Raw genomic sequence first — 18,975 nt, forward strand, 5'->3', positions numbered from 1 at the left:
GTTCTCAGGGGCGCGGACCGCTTGGTCGAAGTCGACGACGGCGTCGAACCGGCCGCTGGTGCGGATCCACTCGTTCACCGCCTGGCGGGCGGACTCGTGGGCACCGGCCGTGTCGTCGTAGCCGTTGCCGCCGAAGGGGGTGAGGGTGGCTCCGTAGACGCGGATGCCCTGGGCGTGGGCGCGGGTGATGATCTGCTGGTAGGCGGTGATGAGGTCGGCCGTGACCTTCTTCGTCGCGGGGTCCATGGTTCCGGCGCCGCCGATGTCGTTGACGCCCTCGAAGACGAGGAGCCAGCTGACGCCGCTCTGGGCCAGGACGTCACGGTCCACGCGGGACAGGGCGCTCGGGCCCAGGCAGTCGCGGAGGACGCAGTTGCCGCCGGCGGCCTGGTTGAGGATCGCGATGCGGGAGGTGGCGGGGCGGGACTGAAGCCGTGTCAGGAGCTGGTCGGGCCAGCGGTTGTTCATGTTGGTGGTGGAGCCGCGGCCGTCGGTGAGGGAGTCGCCCAGCATCACGGCAGCGGAGGTATCGCTCCCGGACCACGCCTCGATGCCGCTGAGGAAGTACCAGTGGTCGACCGTGGTGGCACCGGTCGGATCGGCGTCGTCGAGATGGTTCCCGGCCAGCATGTACGAGGTCGTGCGGGAGCCGGGGTGCGAGGTGATGGAGGTGGACGCCTGGCCGGTGGCCAGGTAGAGCGTCACGGTCAGGTTGGTGCCCGGCTTGACCTCCAGGTCCAGCGGATCACTGACCGCCTGCGCGGCCTTCGGGATGTCGATGTCCGGCTGCCCGTTGAACGTCACCGGCCGTGCGCTGCCGGGCACGATGGCGCTGACGCCCGCCTTGCCGTCCGCCGGGAGCGCCACGGAGGCCGAGGTGATGGGCAGGTCTGTGCCGCCGAACGCGTTGGAGAGGCGTATACGTGTGTATCGGCCGCCGACCGTCACGTGTACGGTCTGGCGCAGAGTGGCGTTCTCGAACACCCGGTTGCTCTGGGTGAACGGTGCCGGCGGCATGTTGGACGACTCGGTCAACTGGGGCATAGCCGCCCAGGTGTTCACCCAGTGCGCGCCCTTCGTGGTCGGGGTGGCATAGCCGGACGAGTGGGACGTGCCGCTGCGCGGCGCACCCGCCGCTGAGGGTACGAGGAGTCCGGCGGTCGCGACGGCGAGCGTGACGATCAGGCTCACCAGCGCTGGTATTCGCTTCATGGACGGCATACCTCCGTCTGTGAGGGCATGTGCTTGAGGGGATTGCGGTCTGGGCGGGGCCGACCGCCCCGCCCTGTTTCCTGAGGAGGTGGTTCAGCTCAGCCGTGTGCTTTCCGGGGGACCGAGGTAGCTGTACTTCAGGCCTCCGGTGTCGATGACGAGCTTGTTGAGTACGACGGTGGGATCGACCATCCAGAACTTCAGTACGTGCCGTCCGGTGGCGTCGATGCGGTGGGCGGTATTGGTGCGGTTGACGTTGTCCGCGGTGTTGCGGCCCCACTGGTTGTTCATGGTGCCGTCGTCGGAACCCGTGGCGGCGATGACGTCCACCGTCTGCGGTGCCTGGTCGTCGAAGGAGACGGCGTAGCGCAGTCCGGCCGTGGGCAACGCCGCGTTACGCGGCGCGAGATGGGCCCAGACCGTGAGCGTCCCCGTGGTGAACAGGGTGACGTCGTACTCAAGACACGGGCCCGATCCGGGAGTGCGGGCGCCTGCGGTGACGGGGAACGGTTCCATGCCGTCACCTGTACGGCCGATGCCGGGAACGCGCTGCCAGGAGATGCCTTGTGCGGGGACGTTTCGGGAGTGGTGCGCGGCCTCGACGGCGACGTAGCCGTTGGCTTCGATGAACCCGGTCAGTCGGGAGTGGGGTAGGGACGGGTTGTCGACAACGGCCCACACGGTGACCGTCGTTCCTTCCGAGCCGGTGACGGTGACCGGGACGCTGCTGTGACCCGTGGGGGCACGTCGCCAGTCGACCGTGACGGTGACGCGTTGTTCCTTGGCGACCGTGCCGTGGGCGCGGTCCGGGATCAGCCACGGGGCTCCCGTGCTGATGTCGTAAGTGAATGACGTGGCCCCGCGGTTGAAGATGTCGATGCACTGGGCCGGCTGCGCTTGGTAAGGGCTGAAGGCGGGCAGTAGCGCCTGTGCCTGCTGGTAAGGCCACCATGCGGCGGAGCCGTCGATCGCCACGGCCATCTCGGCCGCGGCGGGGACGGTTGTCCGCTGGACGGCGGGGTAGATCTGGTCGGGCTGCGGAGGGTCGGCCCAGGTGGCGTTGGAGCCGTAGCGGCCCTTGTCGCCGTAGCCGATGTGGGTCTGGGTCTGGAAGCCCTTCCACTTGCCGCCGGCGATCTGCCGGTTGAAGCGGTCGGCGAGCGCGAAGGCGTCGGCCAGCCGGGCCTCGGCGGCGTCGGCCCGGTCGTTGGTGGCGGCCCTTTCCTGGGCGGCGTAGAGGATGTTGGTGAACTCCGCCTGCCGCAGCAGATACAGGTTGGCGGTGGCCGCCACCTCGTAGCCGACCAACTCGTACCACGCGTCCTGGTCGCTCGCGGGCAGCTTGGACGAGATCCGGCCGGCCTTGGCGGCTAGGTCCTGCCACTCCTGGGTGACTCGCTCGATCTCCCGGTAGTCGGTCTGGCTGAAGGGGGTGGTCGTGTCGTTCGTGACGATGGCCGACGCGCTCGCGGGGTTCTTCGTCGGATCGAGGGTTTGGCGGCGGTTGAGCAGTTCCGGTTTGCGGCGTGCCTGCAACTGCGCGTATCCGCGCAGTACTTCGGCGATGTCCTGGGCAAGTCGGCCGTCGAAGTTCTGCCGTGCGTACTGGAGGTCCCACTCGGGCAGCTGGTCGAGGTTCCATCGGTCGGGGGCCCAGGCGTAGTCGAGGAAGAACTGTGTGGGCCGCTCGTTTCCTTTGACGTCACCGGCGTTGGTGACCCACAGTCCGTGGCTGCCGTAGGCATGGGTCTGGTGCAGCTGGTCCCAGATGTTGGGGATCGTGTTGGTGTCGATCCACTTGTAACTGCGGCTGCCGCCGACGTGACGACCCGAGTAGAGCTCCCCAAGTACCCGGCCGATATCGAGTCCTGCACCGAAGCCGTCGATGAAGCCGGACGACAGCAGACGTCGAGCGCTCGCAACGTGGCGGACCAACAGGAAGTGCATACGCGGCTCGGACACCAACTGGAGGGTGCCGAGGCGTCGGCGAAGGCCTTCCAGTTCATCGTCGACGGACTCATCACAGACCTGCCCGAGGGCGATGGCGACGCCGCCGACACCGCGCCCTACGAAGGGGACGCGGACACGGCCCAGGACCTCGTCACCCGGCTGACCAAGGAACGTACGATCCGCGAAACGAATGCCCGCACCGACGAACAGACCCTGCGCGCGGCTACGGAGAAGATCACGCACCACGCAGCCGCCCAGGAGTTCAAAGACCTGCACGTCCGCGTGCAGACACAGATCCGTATCGCGGGTTGGGAAAGGGGCGCGGCCCGCGCCACAGAGTGGTCCGACGCCCTCAGGCCGCGCCTGCGTGCCTTGAACGAGGAGATCGACCAGACAGAGCGACACCGCACATTGATCGTGCGGAACCTCAAGGCCCAGGTCGACAAGGCACTGGCCTCGTTGCGACAGGCGCAGCGGATGTCACGGCTGCCGGCCAGCCTGGACGACTGGGCCGCTCAGGAGTTCCTCCGCTTCCGCTTCGCCCCGGCACAGGACGGCACCGCGCACCTGCGCATCGGCGAGGTCATCGACGAGGCGGCGAAGGGCCATACCGCGGATGGGCGGACGCTGCGCAGGGACGGGATGTCTCTGCTGCTGGCGGGGGTGAGGGCCGCGGTCCCCAAGGGGTTCCGGATCGACATGCTCAAGCCCGACGCCGTGCTGCGCAACGAGCGCATCAGAGTCTCCGAGATCAAGGACGTCTTCTCCGGCGGGCAGCACCTCACCGCGGCCATCCTCCTGTACTGCACTATGGCCGCCCTGCGGGCGAGCAACCGGGGCAGGGAGAGGGACACGCACTCCGGTGTCCTGTTTCTCGACAACCCGATCGGCCGGGCCAACGCGGACTATCTGCTCGCCCTCCAACGCAAGGTCGCCGAATCACTGGGTGTGCAACTCATCTACACCACAGGGCTGTCCGACGACGGCACGATAAAACGCTTCCCTCTCATCCTGAGGTTGCGCAACGACGCCGATCTGCGGGCGGGGCGCAAGTACCTCACTGTGACCGATCGGATCCAGGAGGCGCTCGACACATTGGCCGAGCCGGACGGCACAGGCAAAGTCACCGCCACCAGAATCTTCAAGCGAGAGACAGAAGACGGACCCGCCCGTGAAGCATAGGCAGAGTGAGTTCATCCGGCACCTGAGAGCTGATGCCACCGAGACGGGCTGGAACGGCGCACGCAGGACGCACGTCGTGCTGGACGACATCTGGACGGCATTCCGAAAGGTGAACAACCGTAACCCGGACGGCGAATACGAACCCCTGCTCATGTCGAGGCTGTTGGACGAACTCGAAGAGCACGGCCTGATCGAGCAGATGAAACAACGTACCCGGGACAAAGTATCCCTGCCTCTCAAGATCTGGCTCTGTGCCACCGCTCCACCGAGACCCGCCGTACCGCCGATGCCGCGCTGGCACCCCGACCTCTACCGGCTCGCCCGGGAGTGGCCGACGGCGACTTCGAAGCAGCGTGCTGCGTACGTGGCCGTCAACCAGTGGCTGATGGGTGATCCGGACCTATTCGCTGTGCCGCTGCGGGAGCGGGCTCTGGAGATCTTCGGAACGTACGGAAGTGAAGCGGATTTCCCCATGCCGGAGAAGACCTTCGACACCCTGCGCTCGGGGCCACTCTTCGGAGACCCTGACCGGCTCCACGCGACTCTGCGCACGTTCACGACGCACCCGCCGCTGCTTACCGAGACGTTCTTGACCGAAATCGGGGACGGCTACTATCAGCGTGTCGGCGCCGGAGACATCCTGCTCGTGGTCGAGAACTCGGCCACCTGGTGGTCTCTCGTGCACAGCCTTCCCGACGATCACCGACTTGGGTACGTCGCCTGGGGGCTCGGCGGCACATTCCGCGCATCGGTCAACACGCTCGCAGCCAAGCACCGTATCGCGGAGATCCGTTACTTCGGTGACCTCGATCTCAGCGGGATCCGCATTCCGCACGCGGCATCCAAGACAGCGAGCGACCGGGGCCTTCCTTCTGTCCAGCCAACTGGGTGCCTGTACGGCGCGCTGCTGGAACTCGGACGCGCCCGCGGTGCGAAGGAAAAGGGTATTGAGGCGGGGGAGGCTTCCGCCCTGGCTGAATGGATGCCCGGGCCGTACCGGGCGAAGACGGTCGGCCTTCTGGTGACAGGCCAGCGCCTGGCACAGGAGTGGGTCGGCTACCGGTACTTGACCCGCGACACGACTTGGCACGCCGACCTCGTTTGACCAGGCAAGGCCGGGCTTATCCTGGGGGCCGGGATGAGGAGCCTCTCGCTCTTAGTAACTCCTTAGTAGTCGTTGACCTGCAATTTTAGTAATGATCTAGGTTTTTGGTACCCTCATAGGCAGATTTGAGACGCTCACGCGGTCTCACTTCTGGTTAGTGAATGCAAGATCCTTGCGAGGTGCGCAGACCATTCAACTGCGCCGTGTGTAAGCGGATTTACGCATTTCCAAGAAGGTGTTTTGGGCGAGTGGGAGCCGCTTGGCAGAATGAAGCCGGAGACGGTACGTGTTTCGCCCGTGAACGTGCTCAGGCTTGAAGAAGTTGCCAGCGGGTTGTCCAAAACGGCCCCCAACCCCGGCCTTTTGGGGTGTCTACGCACCGCATGGAGGAGTGGGGATGGCAGTGCGGGATCGTCCGGACCGGGCCTTCGCAGGCTGGCACGATCCCCGCCTGCTCGCGCAGTTCGCTCCAGCGTGCAGCAGCGGAATTGGTACTGGTTAGCGCCGCGTCAGATGTCGGCGTCCTCAACGGCGCGCGTCAGTCTGGGCGGTTGCTCAACGGGGCCACCCGGAGGTGCGGCCGGTCGAGGGCTGGCTGCTGGTCGCCATCGTCGTGATCGCTGTTACCTACACCCGTGCAGGCCATTGCGTGCTGTTGTTCGGCCTGCCGTGCCGCATCGGTGAGGCGTCTGCCGTGGGGCCGGCCCCGGCCCCGGCCATGATGCAGTCACCGGAGGGCCTGTTTGCCGGACTGATCGAAGTGGCGGGGGCGGTAACCCGACTCTACCGAACCGTTAAGGCGCGTGCCGCCGAGCCTGGCGTCTGTCGTCACGCGACTGTGGACAAGGCGCCGACCGGCCAGGGGTCTGAACACGGACTGATCGCAAAGTCGGCTCGTCAGATGCCGACCGTGATCGGTGCGGGCCGCTTGAGCGCCGTGATCGTCTTGGTCGGTCCGTATGACTCCGACCGGGTTCCTGGCGTCATGCGGAGTGGCTTTCTTGCGCAGCCCGGGATAGTGGCCTTCCTTGTGCATAGTGGCGGCGAGCGAGGGCAGTTGCTCTACATCTGCAGCCCTCTGGCACAGGCCGGGTATTGTGGCGGTCTGGGCGATTTGAACCTTCGTCGTGTTACTCGCAGTGCCCATCCTCGACGGTTCCTCAGGCCATTTCCCTTGTTGCGAGGCGGATGCGCCGCTTGTAGCAGCAGGAGGCCGCGGCAAGTCCGAGAAGGCCGGGTAGCTACGGGGATGGCGTTCGTAGCGAGGATTCAGTCGACGATGATGGGCGGACGGTCAGGACATGGTCCGCTCGATCACCCGCCTGCTGCGGCCCAGTCGTTGACCGGACTCGATGACCTCGCGGGCGATCCGGACTCCAATGCGCCTGCCGCGCAGCCATCTTCAACAGGTCCTGGTAGTAGGCCGTGTCCGCATGCAGGCGTCGGCCTGTTCGAGATCGAAGGTGGCCTGGCACTTACCTGCTCGATCTTGCTGAGCGCGGACCGGCTCGATCAGCAGCTTCGGCGCGGTGACCGCCTTGGGAAACAGCTTCGCGCTGCGATCGGCGAGAGTTCACCGAGGTCACGCTCGCCACTGCGGAATGGGTTACCTGGTTCAACCAGCACCGCCTGCACACCGCGATCGGCGATGTCCGCCCGCCGAACTCGAAGGCGACTATTGCGTCCGGCGGCTCCAACTCGGGGTTGCAGTCAACGTATAGAGCGTCCACCAATGCGGGATTGCTTCACCTCGGAGGGGTGTCGAGGGCACTCGGCGCTGGGAGGCCAGGGCGTTCGACGGAGACGTCCTTTCGAACGATTCGCACCGCCTGGTGGGTCTCGACGGCACGTCGGCCAGAGTCGTTCAGAGCGTAAGGATCGCATGCATGTTCTGACTTGCTGGCTCTTGGCCGAAGCGAGAGGCTGGAGGGTGAGAGTTCGTTGCGGTATCCCTCGACGAGCGGAAGGCGGTGTGTGAGGCGACGAGGCGGTCTGGCGGAGGCCTGAATACACAGACTCCTTTACTCGGCCGAGTACGCTGGACACTGACCTCGAAGAACGACCCTTCGCACGCCGCTCACCGACCACCCACTGGGGGTCAAGGGGTCGCAGGTTCAAATCCTGTCGTCCCGACCAGCTTTGATGCAGGTCGGAGGCCGTTCTCTCCTTTGGGGGAGGGCGGCTTTTCGCGTTCCTGGAGGGCTGGTGGTCGCGGTGTGGTCGCGGGCCCGGTTTGGCGTTGGTTGCGGTGGTGCAGAAGACCGGTGGGGCGGGGGAGCGGAGCCGGTGGAGGGTCTCGCGGAGCCGTTGGATGTGGTCGCTGGTGATCGCAGTTGCTGGCGGTCGGCTCTTTGTTCGGCTCGTGTGAGGGCGCGCTCGATGGTGTCGACGGCTTCGCGGGCGGCCTGCTGGGTGAGGTGGCCGTAGATGTTGGCCGTGGTCGACAGGGTGGAGTGGCGCAGGGTCTTGGAGACGACGGTGATGGTGAGGGTGGCGGCCAGGTGGCGCAGGTCGTGAAGGGCCACTCGGGGGACACCGGCTTCTTCGGACAGGTGTCGGAGCCGGTCGGGGACAGTTCTGGGTCGGAGAGGTCGGCCGTCGGGCCTGCAGGAGACCAGTCCTGTGTGTGGGGGGACTCGGGTTGCTGTGGGCGCGGGCCGTTGAGCGGGCCCGGTGTTGGAGGGCGGCGGCGAGTCGGGGTGATGTGGCCACCCAGTTCTTGCTGGAGCGGGTCTTGGGTGCGGTGATGACGAGCTGGTTGTTGTCGATCGCGGAGAGCGTGCAGTGTACGTAGAGGACGCGTTCGCTCAGGTGGATGTCGTCCCGGTGCAGGCCGAGGGTCTCTCCCTTGCGCAGGCCGGTGCCGATGAGGAACTCGAACAGGTCGGCCATGTCGGGGTCGGCTTTGTGGCAGTACTGCAGGAACCGGGCTGCCTCGTGCGCGGTCCAGATCCTGCGTTGTCGCCCAGCGCGTTGGACAGTGTGGTCAGGCACCGGTAGAGGGTGGTGCGGCCGCGGCCGCGGCCGGCGGCGAGCTGGCCGGTGACGAAGGCGTTGATGTGCCGGTGTCTGAGCTGGTCCAGCTTGAGGGTGCCGAAGGCGGGGGCGAGATCGTTGTGCGCGTAGTCGCGGTAGTGGGCCATGGTGGTCGGCTTGAGCACCAGTGTCTTGGCCGTCAGCCAGGTGTGCAGGTAGTCGGCGAGGGTTTGGTTCGGGTCGGCGTTTATCCCGCTGGTCTCGCCCTCCAGGAACGTCCGCAGTGCGGACTCGGCAGCCTTGGGGCTGGTGAAGCCGCCTCGTCGGACGGTTGTCCGGTGGTGGTGTGGGGCGGGGGTGTCGACGGCGAAGATCCACGTCCCGTGGTGAGTGTGGGTGAGTAGGCGGGGGCAGTGTGCTCCGAGCTGGCGGTGGTGGGTGTCGCGGCAGCCGCACTGTCGGTAGACGCGGCCGCGGCCCGTGGTGGTACGCATGAGGATCGCCTCCCGGAGGCGGAGGAGGGGCCGACACCTCCAGTCTGGTGCGACCACCTGCGACCACCACCCCCGCCATGCCTCCCACGACCAGCACGTATCCGTTGGCCGCGCGAACGGGAGAACGAGCCAGATGCGGCAACCACAGCATCCTCCGTACCCGGCCCGGCCGGGGCGGGAGGCCCGCCCCCACATCGCATCAGGAATGAACAGCTGCCTGTCGGCCGTCGTTTCGCAGGCCTGTCGGAAGGGCCATTATTGGGCCCTGACAGTCGTTAGCGCGTCCCGTAAGATTCCGACTACTGTGTGCCACAGTAGGGGGACGTTGGGGGGCTTTCGTGCTCGATGCGAAGCAGCATCAGGGCAAGTTCGGCGAAGACTACGTCCGTGTGCTGGCCTCTGCGGCAGGGCTGATCGTCCTGCAAGGCGATCTCGACGCGGACGGGGTCGACCTCGGGTTCCGCGCCACCGGCCGCTACGGACGGACGGTGTCACCCACTGTTGAGGCTCAGATCAAGACATGGTCGGCGCCGTCTGTGTCGTCCGGCCACCTGAACTACCGCGGGCTCAACGAGTGGCAGTTCAACAGGCTCGCCGGTCCCGACTTCACCGTGCCCCGCTTTCTGTTCGTCATCTGCGTCCCCGCCGACAACCAGGCGTACGCGGCCATGAGCACCGACGGTGTGATGCTCCGTCACCTCGGCTACTTCGTCTCGCTTCGCGCCGAGGAGCCGATCAAGGACCCCGACCGTCACCGAAAGCGTCCGGTCAGAGTTCCGACAGCGAACGTGCTCACCGCCGCCTCACTGCGCCGGCTCGCCGAGACACAGTCCGACTGGTAGGGGAACCGATGACGATTCCGCTGAAGGTCGACGACATCGCCAGCTATCTGGCGGAAACGGGCTGGGAGCGGGATCCACAAGGCTGGCGCGGAGCGAGTGTCTGGCAACACCCGGGCGACTACGAGGTGTTGGTACCCGCTCGCGACGGCATGGGCGACAACGACCGCCGAGTACGGGAGATCCTGCGCTGTCTGTGCGCGCTGGAGGACCGGCCGGCGGGCGACATCGCCCTGGAGATCGCCAGACCGCAGCTGGACAAGCAGTCCTTCCGCACGTTTCCCACCGGCCACGACCCCGGCTATACCTCGCTGCTCCTGGGTACGCAGACGGTGCTGGGTGTCCGCAACCTCCTGACAGCGGCGGCGCGCACCGTCGTGCAGGGTCCGCACTTCGCCTTCGCCGGCCGGCAACCGGGCGTGGTGGGCGACCTCTTGCGCGCAGCCGAACTCGGCCCCTCCCGCGCCGGGAGCTACGTCGTCGAGATCCGGGTGGCGGCGGACGCGACGGCCCGAACCCCGAGCGGGGAGCAGGTCACCGGTCGGGCTGTGCTGGTCCAGATGCTTGAGGCGGTGAGCGCGGCCCAGGCAGCCGTAGCGGCGGACGCGCCCGCGGCCTTCGACGAGACCGTCACGGCCGGCGTCTCCGCGGATCTGTGCAAGGCGCTCAGTGAGCTCTCCGGTTTCGACCGGAGCGAGCCCTTCGAGATCGGCTTCCGGTGGGCGCGCTCGCAGCCACTCGATGTGCCGTCACGCGTCGTCGCGTTCCCGGAGACCTCGGGACCGCTTCTGCACGCCGCGTCCCTGCGGCTTCGCGACCTGAACGCCACCGGTGCCGCGACGGTCTCCGGTGTGGTCGAGGGGCTGCATGACGACTCCTCCGGCAACGACCGGTGGCGGATCAAGGTCCGCGGTGAGTTGCGCACCGAGCACGCCGAACTGGTCCGGCGGGCCGTCTGGGTGCGGCTCCCGGACCAGGCCTCGTACGACCGTGCGATCACCGCGCATCGGGAACGGCAGGTGATCACCGTCGTGGGCGAGTTGTCCAGCATGACCGGCCGGGTGGAACTGGTGCCCAGGCGGGGGTTCGACATCTGACCGGATTTCGGCTCATCGAGGAGGGGTACTATGCCGACGGAGTTGACTGTACGGGATCATGCATCGCTGTTCGCCCTGATGGTGGTCGCACGGCCGGTGACCAACCGTGAACTGCGCGAACTCGCCGGCCTGGAGATCACCGCGGCGGTGCGACGGCGAGTGAACCAGGATGCCGAGCGGATCGTGACCAGGAAGCACGGTGCGGTCAACACGCACCAGCTCACGTCCGCGGGCCGGACCTGGTGCGAGTCCGCTCTGGTAGCCGGACGCCCGGACGGAGCGAAGTTTCCGGCCGGGGTGCTCTATGCGGTGCTGGACAACGTCGGACAGTACCTGGCCCGCTCCGGCACCAAGTTCGGCGAGTTCTTCCAGCCCGACGTCGAGGACTGGATCCGCGCGGTCTACACGGAACTCACCGTCCGCCGGAAACCGGGCAGCTGGGTCAGACTGTCGGCGCTGCGCCCGTGGCTCGGGGACCTGCCGCGAGGGGCCGTCGACGCCGAACTCGACCGGATGATCGAGCAGAACGACGTACAGCTGATGGGCGAGCTCAACCAGCGCACGCTCAGCGACGAGGACCGCAGAGCCGCCGTCAACATCGGCGGCGAACCCCGCCACCTGCTGCGGATCGGACCGGCGTGAACGGGGAACTCGCCGCCCTGGAGACGCTGTACATCAACACCGCGCTGACCCAGGAAGAGATCTGGACACCGGTGACCTCCTACCACGTCGACGGCCTTCATCCCGAGGTGTTCCGGCGGCTGGGGAGGGCGATGAGCGCCGTCGAGCGCGCCCACTCGCCGGTTGCGACCGTGGTGCGTGGCGAGAGCGGCTCGGGCAAGACGCATCTTCTCGGCTGGACCCGCCACGAGATCCAGGAGCGCGGTGGCTCCTTCTTCTACATCAAGCTCGTCACCGGCCGGAACTTCTGGGAGAGCGCCGCCGACAGTCTCGTAGACAGTCTCTACCGGCAGGACGAGGGCGGCCAGGAACAGCTGATTCGGCTGCTCGACAAGCTGTCGCGCCAGGCCCGACTCGACGCGGACACGCATGCCGCCGTCACCGGCCGGCGCGAGTTGACGCGCGCCCATGTCGATGCGTTCGTCCGGGGGATCCGGGCCATCGACCGACAGGTGGGCAACGAGGCCGCGGACACGGCCCGCGCGCTCGCACTCATAGCCTCCACCGGCGATCCCGTGGAGATCGGCAGGGCCTACTTCGCGCTCAGCGACGATGACGAGGACAAGCGCGCCGCCTGGGGGATGTCGCCGGGCGGACGACCCGCTCAACGCGTCCTCCGCGATCTGACGCGCCTGTTCGCCCTGGTAGGGCCGCTGGTGTTCGCCTTCGACCAGCTCGACACCCTGGTGTCCGCCGCGGAGACGTCGTCGCTGACGTCGCCCGCTTCCGGCGCGGGCCGGGTCGCGAAGCGGCTGAGCGGTGAGATCGCCACCGGCCTGATGGAACTGCGGGAGGAAGCCCGCCGCACCCTGATGGTCGTGGCATGCCACGAGGACACCTGGGAGCAGATTTCCCGGACGGCGGTCCGGTCCGCCCTCGACCGGTTCGAGGTTCTGCCGACGCTCGGCGCGATTCCCGACGAGGCCACCGCCGCCGCCATCGTCAGCAGCCGTTTTCGGCCCTCCTACGAGGAGGTGGGGTTCACCCCGAAGTCTCCCACCTGGCCGGTCACCTCGGAGGCACTGGCCGAAGCCCCACACCGTTACACCGCACGGCGGCTGCTCGTCCGGGTCCAGAAGCACATCGAGGCGTGTCTGCAGACCGGCACGGTGGCCGAACTGACCTCCCTGGCAGGCGCAGAGCCCACGGCAGCCGCACCGCCCGCACCGGCGAGGGCCGTCAACCTGAGCACCCTGACGGAGTCCTTCGACAAGCTCCGTGCCGAGGCGGACGACCTCGGGCCGCTCGACCCCACGACCGAGGACGGGTTGATGCCCGCTCTGCTGGGCGCGGGGCTGCGGAGTCTGGTCAGGGAACTGGGTGCCGACGAGACGCGGTTCTCCATCGAGACCGACTTCGGCCGCAAGGCGGCGTTGCACGCCCGGTTGCGCTATGTCGTGGACGAGGCCAGCGAGAACGAATTCCACTGGTCCTTCCGGGCGACCGCCGCGAACAACGCCATCGCCGCCCAGAACCGGATCCGTAACGCGGCCGTGGAGGCCGGCCTGACGGCCGACCTGGCGAGCCGCCGGCTGATCCTGCTGCGGAACATGCCGTACCCGAGCGGCCCCAGGACCAAGGACATCAAGGACGACTTCGAGGCGCGGGGCGGGGTGTCGTTACCGATCGGCGCCGCCGACCTCCGGACCCTGGCCGCCCTCCGGGCCATGCTCGACGACCGTACGTCAGGCCTGGACGAATGGCTGCGACAGGAGCACCCCGCTTCCCGCATCGAGGTCTTCGCGCCGGTGCTGGGAGACTTACGGCAGCATCTCGGCATCGCGACCACGGGAGTCGGCTCCAAGGTGGCGGTGGATGCGGCAGGCATACCGGAGGACGCCGAGCCCGCTCGTACCGAAATCGTCGTCGGAACCACGGTCCGGGGCGGCCGTTCGTTTGCGGTACCCATGGAACGGCTCCGGATGCACACCGCCGTGGTGGGCGCGGCGGGCTCGGGCAAGACGGTCCTGATCAAGCGACTTGTGGAGCAATGCGCTCTGCGCGGCGTCTCGGTGATCGTGCTGGATCCGAACGACGACCTCGCACGGCTCGGCGACCCCTGGTCGCGCCCACCGAAGGGTTGGACGGACGACCATGAGCGCGAGGCCCGACGCTACTTCGCGGATGTCGAAGTGGTGGTGTGGACACCGGGTCTGAACCGGGGACGTCCGATCTCCTTCTACCCGCTTCCCGACTTCGGTCCCGTCCTTGACGACGAGGACGACTGCCCCCGTCTGGTCAGGTCGACCGTGACCTCACTCGCGCCACATGCCGGTGTACGCGGCAGCAGTGCTCGCGCGACCCAGCAGCTGGGGGTCCTCAAACGTGCCCTCGAACGGTACGCGCGCGACGGCGGCAAGACCCTGGCCGGCTTCGTCGAGCTGCTCGCCGAGCCCCCGAGCGACATCGTGAACAGCAGGACCAGTCGCTTCGCGGTTCAGATGGCGGACACGCTGGAAGCCGCGATGGAAACCGACCCGCTGTTCGGGGAGTCCGGCGCACCCGCCGATCCCGGCATGCTCCTGATCCCGTCGCCGGGAAAGGCCGCCCGTATCTCGGTGATCAGCTTCATCGGCCTGTCCGGCGACGGACCGGCCCAATTCGTCAGCCGCCTCCAGGCGACCTTGTTCTCATGGTTCAGGGCGCACCCGGTCGGCGACCGTGCCCTGGGCGGGCTGCTGGTGATGGACGAGGCGCAGAACTTCGTGCCCTCCGGCGCATCGAATCCGAGTACGGAAAGCACGGTCGAACTCATCCGCCAGATACGCAAGTACGGACTCGGGATAGTCCTCGCCTCACAGCTCCCCAGGGGGATCCACAACCAGGCGCTGGGCAACACCGTGAACCAGTTCATCGGCCGACTCATAGGACCCGCGCACATCGAGGCCGCCCAGACCATGGCCCGGGCGCGGAACGCGGTCCTCGACAACCTCGCCGGTCTCAAGGCCGGCATGTTCAACGCCGCGAGCGAGGGGACCGGATTCAGCAAGATCGAGGTGCCGATCTGCCTCAGTCACCACGATGTGCCGCTCACGGAGGACGAGATCGTCGAGCGAGCCCGCCGGGGTACCTGAGCGGTCGTGAGGTGGTGAGCGCGTCCTGGCCCGTGCCGAGATCCTGGCCTGTCGCCCTGCGCTGGTGTGTCCGTGCCGAAACCCTGACCTGCACGGACAGGGATTTCAGCACGGACAGGGTCGCCAGGGCGCTTGAGCCGTCGTATCCCGGCGGTCGCCTCTGCGCCGAACTGGAAGAGGGCAGACGGACCTGCGCGAGCGAACCGCGCTCTTCTTCAGCACTGTCACCGTCGGAGGCGACACCCTCGTCGTCGACAACGCCCATCAGGCAGCCGATACACGGAGAGCAGTATAAGGACGTGCCCAGCACGACCAGTTCGCCGCCGGGCCAGGCTTCACCTGTGTACGGGGAAGGCATTGCGCCTCTGCGCCGGCCGAGTCAGCTGGTGGACAGGAAGTCTCCGTCGCCGTCTTCGGTCTGTCGCGCGACCTCGACAAGCCGATCGACCCGACCTGCCTCGACGCGTGCGAACACATGCGATTCGAACGTCATGCCGGGTCCCTGTGCAGGCACCATCCGAAACAGGTAGCGGCCGGCGACAGTACTGCCCGCGCTGAACTGCTCCAAGACCGTCAACTCGCCGCCGCCGCCGACTACGAGTTGCCGCATCTTCCGCACGTGCGGGAGGTACGCGGCACGGTCGTACACGGCCCCGTTGATGCGTTGGACGAAGGTCGGCGTGATCAGTCTGTCCAGCGTCGTTTCCAGCGGCTCAGTGCTCTCGTCCCCGAACAGCAGCTCCGACAGGACGGCGGGCAGGTCGATTTCCTCGCTCATCAGTAATGCTTCCTTCTGCCCCGCAGCGGGGCGGACGTGTTCACGCGGTGATGTGCCACCTCGCGGTGACGTCGTACCGACATCTTGCTTCCGGAGATCAACCGCAGACAGGGCCAACCTGGCCCCCCTTCCTCCTGACGGCGGACTTGCCTCAGGGAGGACTGCTGCTGGGGGTGCTCGTCCGGGGAGGGAAGAGGGCCGCGGAATGAGATGCCCGCTTTTGTCCCTGGGCCCCACTCCCGCGGCCGTAGGTGAGACCGCGCACTTGGATGCCGCAGGGGAGCACTTCGGCCAAGCGGGTGTCGGGCCGCAAGCGCGGACTGGCCGTGGATGCCAGCAGGGGGATCGCGGCGTAGGTGGCCATCACGTCACACCGCGCTGATGCAGCAGAGCCGTGGTGATTCCGGTGCCCGCGCCGAAACCAGCGACACGGGCACTCGCCAGGGGACGGCTCGCGACCTGTTCGACGCGGTCGAAGGGCGCGGGAGGATACGAAGCGGCCGGCCGCGTGCTGGTCAGCCGCCGCGTCAAACGAATGGGCGCGTGAGCTGGTGGTCATCCCCCACCATCCCCGAGCCCCCAACTGCCCGCACCGGTCGCGAGTTCGCCGTCTCGCCGCGCTGCTGCGACCTGGCACAGGTTGCTCGGGCGGCTTGCCCGTGTGCCGGGAACGGCTGTGCGGCCGGCCCCGGCACCGAGATGGTCACGGCTTGCGGGCGACCGCCCCGTACATCGCGATGTCCTCGTCGCGTATGTTCTGCTCGCCCCTGCCGTCCGGGTGCCACTTGTGGACCTGGACGATGCCGGGTTCGACCAGCTCCAGCCCGTCGAAGAACTCGTGGGCCTCGTCGATGGTGCGCAGCCGCATCGGCATGTCGCGGGCCGCGTACTCGCGGGCGACGCGGCCCACCTCCTGCGGTGCGAACTCGGCGGTGCCGATCGACATCGCGAGGTAACTGCCCGAGGGGAGCGGTTCCAGCAGGCGCCGTACGACGCCCACCGCGTCGTCCGCGTCGAGCATGAAGTGCACGATGGCGATCACCGTCAGCGCCACCGGCCGGGAGAGGTCCAGGGTCTCGCGCAGCTCCGGCGCGTCGAGGATCGTGGAGGGTTCACGGAAGTCGGCCTCGATGTACGACGTCCTGCCCTCGGCCGTGCTGGAGAGCAGACCCTGGGAGAGGGTGAGAACGATGGGGTCGTTGTCGACGTAGACCACCCGTGACTCGGGAGCCACCTGCTGGGCGATCTCGTGCAGGTTCGGGGAGGTGGGGATGCCGGTGCCGACGTCCAGGAACTGGCGCACGCCCGCCTCCTCGGCGAGCCAGCGCACGGCCCGGTTCATCCAGTCCCGGTTGGCGTGCATGTGGATCGGGAGGGCGGGCCACTCCCGGGACATGGCGTCGCCCGCCTCTTTGTCGGCGGGGTAGTAGTCCTTTCCGCCCATGATGTAGTCGTAGATCCGCGCGGAGTGCGCGTGCTCGGTGTCGATGCGGTCGGCCGGCCATCCGTTGTCGGGCAACGCCGTGTCTCCCATACGAGTCGTGGAGTTTCGGGATGAACGCTCAGTAAAACAAGGGGAGTTCAGAGGAGGAAGTCGGCGTCACCCGCCTTCACGCCCGTGACGAAGCTCGTCATTTCGCGGGGTGTGAAAACCAGCGCCGGGCCGTCGGGGTCGGTCGACTGACGTACGGCGACGCGTCCGTCGGCGAGCTTCTTGACTTCCACGCAGGCGCCCCCTGCGTCGTCGCTCCACGGCTTGGTCCAGCCGCGCGCGCCCAGGTTCCGGGACGGTATGCCGTTGCGTATGGGGTGGTGCACGTCAGAGCTCCTTGCGAATCGCACCGAGGAGGGCCTCGGTCTTGCGGGCGGGCGCCGCCTGGGCACCCAGCCGGTCCAGGGCCTCGCGGTACACCACGACGTCGTCGCTCTTGTCCAGATAGACAGCGCCCACCAGGCCGTTGAGATAGACGACGTCGGGCAGTTCGGGTGCCCGGAACCGGAAGAGGTGGAACGCCCCGGCCCGCATGGCCGGGTGCGGGCCGTTGGCGAACGGCATGATCTGCAGGGTCACATGGGGCAGCCGGTTGACCTCGATCAAGTGGTCGACCTGGGCGCGCATCACCGCGGCACCCCCGACCGGCCACCTCAGCACCGTCTCGTCCATCACGACCCACACCCGCGGCGGCGCCTCGCGGGTCAGCAGTTCCTGGCGGCGCATGCGCAGGGCGACCCGGCGCTCCGTGGCCTCGGTGGGGGCGTGCGGGTTGCCCGCGCCGAGCAGGGCCCGGGCGTACTCCTCGGTCTGCAACAGCCCGTGGACGAACTCGTTCTCGTAGGCGCGGACCTGCAACGCTGCCTGCTCCAGGCTCAGATAAGCGGCGAACCAGTCGGGCATGACGTCGCGGTACGTGTGCCACCAGCCGCGCTTGCTGGCCTCGCGGACCGACTTCAGGAAGGTGTCGATCTCCTGACGGTCCGTCACCCCGTAGACCTGCAGCAGCTTTTCGGCGTCCGCCAGGCGCAGCCGGGCCACCTTGGCGGCCTCCATCCGGCGGATCGTGGAGTGGCTGACACCGATGGCCGCGCCCGCCTCCTCGTATGTGAGACCTGCGCGGGTCCGCAGCTCCTCCAGCTGGCGGCCGAGGATCATGCGCAGAACGGAGGGGACGCCGCCCCAGTCGGTCTCTGCGGTCACGGTCTACCTCCCTTGCGCCTCCAGCTCCGGGCGGCAGTCTGGCGGGCTTTCGCTCTTCACCGACTCTTTCGATCACTTCCTGGCGGAAGCAGCATGCACTTCGCTACGTGCAATTTTCAACTTGCCGGTTGCGATGCGTTGTTGGCAGATGCCACAGTAAGCATGTCGTCACAGCTCGTCGAAGAGTGAGACGGCACAGCCCAGTTGGGGGAAACAGGGCTGCGACCTGCGTTGGCCCGGCAGGGTCGCCATCCGCGCCTCGTGCGCGGCCGGTCGGCGCGATACCGGCACCGCCCAGGGTGCGAAGGCACACGAAAGGCGTACGGCGATGGCTCCGCCCTCTGTCCCCCAGCCGTTGGATCGACCTCCCGGAGGCGAGCGCCCTGGCCGACTCCCTGGGCCGCAAGGCCCCGGCCGGCTCGTCTCCGGGAACCAACACCCGCGCCACAGCCATCTGTTCGGCCTGCCGGCGACCCCGGCGTCAGCCGGTCTGGCCCGCAGAACCGTGGAGGAACTGCTCATCGCGTGGGGTGTCCGCGAAGCCGTCCGGGACAACGCTGTCGTCGTGACCTCCGAACTCGTCACCAACGCGCTCACACACTCCGCGAGTGACTGGATCGTCTGTGAGGTGCGGAGCACGGACGGAGTCGTGCGGATCGAGGTGGAGGACCAGAACCGCGGTCCCACGCTCCCGGTACCCGGTCGGCCCGGCCCCGACGACCAGGGCGGGCGCGGTCTCCTGCTCGTCGCGGAGCTCAGCAGCGACTGGGGAACGGCGGACATCCCGCACCGGTCCGGGCGGATCGTCTGGGCCGAACTGGCCACGGACGCCGACGAACCCGTCCCGCCCTGACGTCCGCCTGGCCGACCCAAGCTCCCCGCCCGGCCCATC

General features: G+C 67.6%; 14 protein-coding genes and 1 pseudogene. 7 read left to right on the forward strand and 8 right to left on the reverse strand.

Annotated elements, in window-relative coordinates; genetic code table 11:
- Positions 1–1,212: SGNH/GDSL hydrolase family protein (locus AC31A1_RS25840; RefSeq protein ID WP_489655610.1), on the reverse strand; the 1,212-nt coding region annotated here is incomplete at its 3' end.
- 93 nt (positions 1,213–1,305) lie between these two features.
- Complete coding sequence (locus AC31A1_RS25845) at positions 1,306–3,174, reverse strand: glycosyl hydrolase 115 family protein (RefSeq protein ID WP_489655611.1); 1,869 nt, start codon at positions 3,172–3,174, stop codon at positions 1,306–1,308.
- Between AC31A1_RS25845 and AC31A1_RS25850 the strand changes: the two genes are divergently transcribed.
- The gene (locus AC31A1_RS25850; protein ID WP_489655612.1) at positions 3,154–4,344 is read left to right on the forward strand and encodes a hypothetical protein; all 1,191 of its coding nucleotides are present in this window, start codon (positions 3,154–3,156) and stop codon (positions 4,342–4,344) included. The two genes, AC31A1_RS25845 and AC31A1_RS25850, sit on opposite strands and share 21 nt — an antisense overlap.
- A 76-nt stretch (positions 4,345–4,420) precedes the next feature.
- Positions 4,421–5,449 carry a Wadjet anti-phage system protein JetD domain-containing protein gene (locus tag AC31A1_RS25855; RefSeq protein WP_489655613.1) on the forward strand — a complete coding sequence of 343 codons (1,029 nt, stop codon included), beginning with the start codon at positions 4,421–4,423 and terminating at the stop codon, positions 5,447–5,449.
- Between the two features lie 1,160 nt (positions 5,450–6,609).
- On the opposite strand, the pseudogene AC31A1_RS25860 reads toward AC31A1_RS25855, so the two are convergent.
- Both AC31A1_RS25860 and AC31A1_RS25865 read right to left on the reverse strand, forming a co-directional pair.
- A pseudogene (locus tag AC31A1_RS25860) lies at positions 6,610–6,894 on the reverse strand (IS5/IS1182 family transposase); the annotation flags it as partial.
- Positions 6,895–8,256: 1,362 nt separating this feature from the next.
- Positions 8,257–8,919, reverse strand: coding sequence for a tyrosine-type recombinase/integrase (locus tag AC31A1_RS25865; protein ID WP_489655614.1), 663 nt, complete (start codon positions 8,917–8,919; stop codon positions 8,257–8,259).
- Between the two features lie 338 nt (positions 8,920–9,257).
- Between AC31A1_RS25865 and AC31A1_RS25870 the strand changes: the two genes are divergently transcribed.
- The 4 genes from AC31A1_RS25870 to AC31A1_RS25885 are packed head-to-tail and all read left to right on the forward strand — an operon-like array spanning position 9,258 to position 14,610.
- Complete coding sequence (locus tag AC31A1_RS25870) at positions 9,258–9,761, forward strand: DUF4365 domain-containing protein (protein WP_489655615.1); 504 nt, start codon at positions 9,258–9,260, stop codon at positions 9,759–9,761.
- An 8-nt stretch (positions 9,762–9,769) separates the two neighbouring features.
- Positions 9,770–10,855 (forward strand): hypothetical protein, encoded by a 1,086-nt coding sequence (locus tag AC31A1_RS25875; RefSeq protein WP_489655616.1) that lies wholly within the window; start codon positions 9,770–9,772, stop codon positions 10,853–10,855.
- A 30-nt stretch (positions 10,856–10,885) separates the two neighbouring features.
- On the forward strand, positions 10,886–11,497 hold the full coding sequence (locus tag AC31A1_RS25880) for a hypothetical protein (RefSeq protein WP_489655617.1): 612 nt from the start codon (positions 10,886–10,888) through the stop codon (positions 11,495–11,497).
- Positions 11,494–14,610, forward strand: coding sequence for a helicase HerA domain-containing protein (locus tag AC31A1_RS25885; protein ID WP_489655618.1), 3,117 nt, complete (start codon positions 11,494–11,496; stop codon positions 14,608–14,610). Before AC31A1_RS25880 ends, AC31A1_RS25885 begins: the two co-directional genes overlap by 4 nt.
- Positions 14,611–14,989: 379 nt before the next feature.
- On the opposite strand, the gene AC31A1_RS25890 is transcribed toward AC31A1_RS25885, so the two are convergent.
- The 4 genes from AC31A1_RS25890 to AC31A1_RS25905 form a co-directional block, all read right to left on the reverse strand.
- The gene (locus AC31A1_RS25890; protein ID WP_489655619.1) at positions 14,990–15,388 is read right to left on the reverse strand and encodes a nuclear transport factor 2 family protein; all 399 of its coding nucleotides are present in this window, start codon (positions 15,386–15,388) and stop codon (positions 14,990–14,992) included.
- A gap of 703 nt (positions 15,389–16,091) precedes the next feature.
- On the reverse strand, positions 16,092–16,907 hold the full coding sequence (locus AC31A1_RS25895; RefSeq protein ID WP_489655620.1) for an SAM-dependent methyltransferase: 816 nt from the start codon (positions 16,905–16,907) through the stop codon (positions 16,092–16,094).
- 62 nt (positions 16,908–16,969) lie between these two features.
- The gene (locus tag AC31A1_RS25900; RefSeq protein WP_033279182.1) at positions 16,970–17,206 is read right to left on the reverse strand and encodes a DUF397 domain-containing protein; all 237 of its coding nucleotides are present in this window, start codon (positions 17,204–17,206) and stop codon (positions 16,970–16,972) included.
- A gap of 1 nt (position 17,207) precedes the next feature.
- Complete coding sequence (locus AC31A1_RS25905) at positions 17,208–18,083, reverse strand: Sco1979 family transcriptional regulator (protein WP_399120746.1); 876 nt, start codon at positions 18,081–18,083, stop codon at positions 17,208–17,210.
- Positions 18,084–18,546: 463 nt separating this feature from the next.
- Between AC31A1_RS25905 and AC31A1_RS25910 the strand changes: the two genes are divergently transcribed.
- Positions 18,547–18,936 carry an ATP-binding protein gene (locus AC31A1_RS25910; RefSeq protein ID WP_489655621.1) on the forward strand — a complete coding sequence of 130 codons (390 nt, stop codon included), beginning with the start codon at positions 18,547–18,549 and terminating at the stop codon, positions 18,934–18,936.
- Positions 18,937–18,975 lie beyond the last annotated feature (39 nt).

It is taken from the genome of Streptomyces sp. P5F9 (genome assembly GCF_057961495.1).

Bases quoted from the DNA above. Each gene is read 5' to 3' on its own strand.
- AC31A1_RS25890 (WP_489655619.1), bottom strand. From the start codon at position 15,388: ATGAGCGAGGAAATCGACCTGCCCGCCGTCCTGTCGGAGCTGCTGTTC.
- AC31A1_RS25865 (WP_489655614.1), bottom strand. From the start codon at position 8,919: ATGCGTACCACCACGGGCCGCGGCCGCGTCTACCGACAGTGCGGCTGC.
- AC31A1_RS25880 (WP_489655617.1), top strand. From the start codon at position 10,886: ATGCCGACGGAGTTGACTGTACGGGATCATGCATCGCTGTTCGCCCTG.
- AC31A1_RS25875 (WP_489655616.1), top strand. From the start codon at position 9,770: ATGACGATTCCGCTGAAGGTCGACGACATCGCCAGCTATCTGGCGGAA.